The following is a 4,429-nucleotide window of genomic DNA, read 5'->3' on the forward strand; positions in this document are numbered from 1 at the left end:
GCCTGTCGTTCCAACTCGTCGTAGGCCGACTTGAACGGCAGGCTGCTGCGGTTCAGCCATTGCAGGCGCAGGCCGAGCATCGGGTCTTCGGCCACGGCGGCGTCGATGCGCTGGCGTTCCTGGCTATCGAGCTGATTGTCGAGGTACGCCACCAGTTGCTCGTCCGTGGGGTTCACGTTCATCGACGTTCTCCGTGAGTGGAGGGGTTCGGTACAGCTTGCAAGGGCGGGTACTCGGCCAGTTTGGCCCGGGCAGTGGCCAGGCGGCTCATTACGGTACCGATCGGCACTTGCAGGACTTCGGCGACTTCGCGGTAGGACAAGCCTTCGACATAGGCCAGGAACACCGTTTCGCGCTGGGTTTCCGGCAGCGCATCGACCCGGCGGATGACTTGCGCCGCCATGACATGGGTTTGCGCTGCATACTCACCGTCGAACGACAACACCTGTTCACCCTCTATCGTGCCTTGCCCCTGACGCACCCGGCGCGCGCGTATTTCATTGAGCCAGATCGAATGCAGAATGCTCATCAGCCAATGGTCCATGCGCGTACCCGGCGCAAACTGCGCGGCCCGTTCCAGCGCCCGCACGCAGGTTGCCTGCACCAGGTCTTCGGCGACATGCCTTTGTCGGGACAACAGCAACCCGTAACGCCACAATCGCGCCAGATGCTGGCCCAGTTCTGCCCGTATTGCCTGATCGCTGGCGATAGCGACCTCCGCGTATTCGATAAGTCAGGTTTTCGATGAGTCGTTGATGGCTTCGGCCAGGTCCTGGTATTCCTCGCAAGTGGTATTGCCGCATATCGATTTGATCTGCTGCAACTGCTCCTGTGCGAGAGCCAGTTGACCCTTGATCACGTAGGCTTCACCCAGGTACTCGCGGACCTGTGCATAGTGAGGATCGAGTTTTACCGATTGCAGGTAATAACCGATACCTTCGTCGGTGCGCCCCAGTTTACGCGTGGCGTACCCTCGATAGTTCAAAGCCTTGGCGGTATCGGGCTGCTTGAGCGTATCGAGCAGCGCCAGGGCCTCCTCATAGCGCCCGTGTTTGGCCAGTTGATAGGCGTAATCGGTGCGGTCGGCGTCCGAGACAAGCTTGCTGGTTTGCTTGACGCATTTCTGCGCCTTGGTATCGAACACCTGATCTCTGGGGCACTGCGGCTTGGCGGGTGTGTCCTCCTCGCCGTTGGCCCATGCCTGTGAACCGGACAGCACGACAGCAAGCATCAACGGTGCCGAAAGAATCGAAAAGCGGCTATTCATCGGTAAAGCTCCATGGCTGTCAGGGTTGTGACATCGAACGGACCGAAAGAGACTGTCATGATGTGAACACGCCAGCGCGAACAATTATTCATTGGTATGCGCTGTTTTAAGAAAAGCACAAATCAGGTGCCAGTGCGGCCTGTCGCTAGCAGGCTGACTCTCACTTCGGACCTGCGGCGTACACAAAACCCTGTGGGGCTGGCTTGCCAGCGATGAGGCCCGGCAATACACCAAATGACTTGAGTTGGTCCCGCTTTTGGCCGAAACCCTGCCTTACTGCCCGCCATCACGCCTTGGTATAGTTCAGGCCTCTTTTTTGCCCGGTAAAGGATCACTAGCATGTCTCAATACACCGCGTTCACCGTCGAACTGGTCGATAAAATTGCTCATGTGCAGATCAATCGTCCGGAAAAGATCAACTCGATGAATGCTGCGTTCTGGAGCGAAATCGTCGAGATTTTCCAGTGGGTCGATGACACCGACGAAGTGCGCGTGGTGGTCCTCAGCGGCGCAGGCAAGCATTTCTCCTCGGGTATCGACCTGATGATGCTGGCCGGCGTGGCCAATGAGTTGGGCAAGGATGTGGGGCGCAACGCTCGCCTGCTGCGCCGCAAGATTCTCAACCTGCAAGCGTCCTTCAACGCCGTCGACAATTGCCGCAAACCGGTACTCGCGGCCATCCAAGGCTATTGCCTGGGGGGCGCCATCGACCTGATCGCCGCGTGCGACATGCGTTACGCCGCCGAAGACGCACAATTCTCGATCAAGGAAATCGACATCGGCATGGCCGCCGACGTCGGTACGCTGCAACGCTTGCCGCGGATCATCGGTGACGGCATGCTGCGTGAACTGGCTTACACTGGTCGCACTTTCGGCGCCGAAGAAGCACGCGGCATGGGCTTGGTCAATCGCGTCTACAGCGACACCGCCAGCCTGCTCGACGGCGTCATGGGCATCGCCCGGGAAATTGCGAGCAAGTCGCCGATTGCGGTCACCGGCACCAAGGCGATGATCAGCTATATGCGCGATCACCGCATTGATGACGGTCTCGAATACGTCGCCACCTGGAACGCCGCCATGCTGCAATCCACTGACTTGCGCGTGGCCATGGCCGCCCATATGAGCAAACAGAAACCCGAATTTCTGGATTGATTGAAAATGACTTCACGCTGGACCACTGCAGTACTGGACACCGACCAACCCGGCGGCTGGGCCGTGGCGCGCAGCCCGGAAGGCTTTATGTTCGATGACAATGGCGCGCTGTTTCCCCGTGAATGGCTCAAGCGTCAGGACTTGTCGATTCTCGCCGAGCACGGTATCGGCCACCTCGACGGCGAACCGGTGTACCTGCTGGAGTTGCGCAGTCACAGCGAAGTGCCGGGTTGCAACTGGAAGGGCCTGCGGGCGTTCATGCTTGAAGGCGATCACACGCTGTACAAGGTGCTTGGTTACGCAGCGCAGATTGGCACCTGGGCCCGTGAGCATCGTTTTTGCGGTAACTGCGGCCAGGCCATGATACAAGTGCCGCGCGAACGGGCGATGTATTGCCAGCCGTGCGATTTGCGCAGCTATCCACGGATTTCGCCGAGCATGATCGTGCTGGTGACCCGGGGTGATGAAGTGCTGCTGGCACGTTCGCCACGGTTCGTCAGCGGGGTCTACAGCACCTTGGCGGGGTTCGCCGAACCGGGGGAGTCGGCTGAGGATTGCCTGATTCGCGAGGTGCGGGAAGAGGTGCGGATCGAGGTTAAGAACATCCAGTACATGGGCAGCCAGTGCTGGCCGTTCCCGCATTCGATGATGCTCGGCTTTCATGCCGAATATGCCGGTGGGGACATTGTCTGTCAGGAAGACGAGATCGAAGACGCCCAGTGGTTCAACGTGCACGAGCTGCCGCCGTTGCCGGCGTCACGCTCGATTGCCCGTTACCTGATCGATGTCTACGTGGCCCGGCGATTAGGCCAGGCTGAACCAGTGTTGCCAGGCTAGCCGCACGGTCAGCCCGAGCACCACGGTGATGAACACCGGACGTATGAACTTTGCACCGCCGCTGATGGCGGTGCGGGCGCCGAAGAACGCGCCGACCATCAACGACGAGCCCATGCTCAGGCCGATGATCCAGTCCACCTGTCCGGAAAAAATGAAGATCGACAGCGCCGCCGCGTTACTGACGAAGTTCATGCTGCGTGCTACGCCACTGGCCTTCACCAGATCGATGGGGTAGAGCAACAGGCTGCTGACGGTCCAGAACGCCCCCGTACCGGGACCTGCCACGCCATCATAAAAACCGAGGCTGAAACCCTGGGTCGATTGCCATTTTTTCTTGATGGGCGCGTTGTTGTCTGACGGCGCTTTCGGCGTGCCGCCAAACAACAGATATAGACCACAGGCAAAGACGATCACCGGCAGCATCTTGTTCAGCCACTCGGCGGGCAGGTAATGCGCGACCACCGCACCGCTCAGCGCGCCGACCAGGGTGCCGACAATGGCGTGTATCCATTGCCCTGGATGAAACAGTTTGCGGCGATAGAAGGTAAAACTGGCGATGGCCGAGCCGAAAGTCGAGCTGAGTTTGTTGGTGCCCAGCACAAGGTGCGGCGGCAGGCCAGCGGTGAGCAAGGCCGGGGTGGTCAACAGGCCACCGCCGCCGGCAATGGCATCGATGAAACCGGCAACAAAAGCGACTGCGGCCAGAATGGCCAGGGTGGTGAGGTCAACGCTGAGTTCGAAAGGCATGGAATCGGCTTAATCGGCGGGTGCAGCAAAGGGCTGCGGGGAAGGGCCGATATCTTACCTATATCCAGGTTCTGCGGCGACTGGTCTGGCCCTGTCGTCGGAGCGCCTGGGACGCAAAGCGTCCCGGGCTGCGTTCCCACGCAGAGCGTGGGAACGATCATTAAAGGGTCAGCAAGCTCGCGCCTGCATTTGGAGCGGCGTTTTCTGATCGTTCCCACGCTCTGCGTGGGAATGCCTCAAGGGACGCTCAGCGTTCCAATGGCACGCAAAGCGTTCCGGGCTGTGTTCCCACGCAGAGCGTGGGAACGATCATTAAAGGGTCAGCAGGCTCGCGCCTGCATTTGGAGCGGCGTTTTCTGATCGTTCCCACGCTCTGCGTGGGAATGCCTCAAGGGACGCTCAGCGTTCCAATGGCACGCAAAGCGT

5 protein-coding genes and 1 pseudogene are annotated in these 4,429 nt (G+C 59.7%); 2 read left to right on the forward strand and 4 right to left on the reverse strand.

The window, feature by feature from the left end:
* The 3 genes and pseudogenes from D8U69_RS13825 to D8U69_RS13835 form a co-directional block, all read right to left on the reverse strand.
* Nucleotides 1-182 (reverse strand): annotated as a pseudogene (locus D8U69_RS13825) (transcriptional regulator); the annotation flags it as partial.
* Nucleotides 179-679, reverse strand: a complete 501-nt coding sequence (locus tag D8U69_RS13830) for a sigma-70 family RNA polymerase sigma factor (protein WP_201783979.1) — start codon at nt 677-679, stop codon at nt 179-181. The pseudogene D8U69_RS13825 and the gene D8U69_RS13830, both read right to left, overlap by 4 nt.
* 54 nt (nt 680-733) lie before the next feature.
* Nucleotides 734-1,267 carry a tetratricopeptide repeat protein gene (locus tag D8U69_RS13835; protein ID WP_056855272.1) on the reverse strand — a complete coding sequence of 178 codons (534 nt, stop codon included), beginning with the start codon at nt 1,265-1,267 and terminating at the stop codon, nt 734-736.
* A gap of 339 nt (nt 1,268-1,606) precedes the next feature.
* Here D8U69_RS13835 and D8U69_RS13840 point away from each other — a divergent pair, with 339 nt between their 5' ends.
* Nucleotides 1,607-2,419, forward strand: coding sequence for a crotonase/enoyl-CoA hydratase family protein (locus D8U69_RS13840; protein WP_056855273.1), 813 nt, complete (start codon nt 1,607-1,609; stop codon nt 2,417-2,419).
* 6 nt (nt 2,420-2,425) lie between these two features.
* Nucleotides 2,426-3,256, forward strand: a complete 831-nt coding sequence (gene nudC / locus D8U69_RS13845) for an NAD(+) diphosphatase (RefSeq protein WP_130907505.1) — start codon at nt 2,426-2,428, stop codon at nt 3,254-3,256.
* On the opposite strand, the gene D8U69_RS13850 is transcribed toward nudC, so the two are convergent.
* Entirely contained in the window at nt 3,224-4,003 is a 780-nt protein-coding gene (locus D8U69_RS13850) for a TSUP family transporter (protein ID WP_130907506.1), read from the reverse strand. The genes nudC and D8U69_RS13850 overlap by 33 nt on opposite strands.
* Between the last annotated feature and the right edge of the window lie 426 nt (nt 4,004-4,429).

The organism is Pseudomonas sp. Sample_16, from assembly GCF_004307665.1.
Lineage (GTDB): Bacteria > Pseudomonadota > Gammaproteobacteria > Pseudomonadales > Pseudomonadaceae > Aquipseudomonas.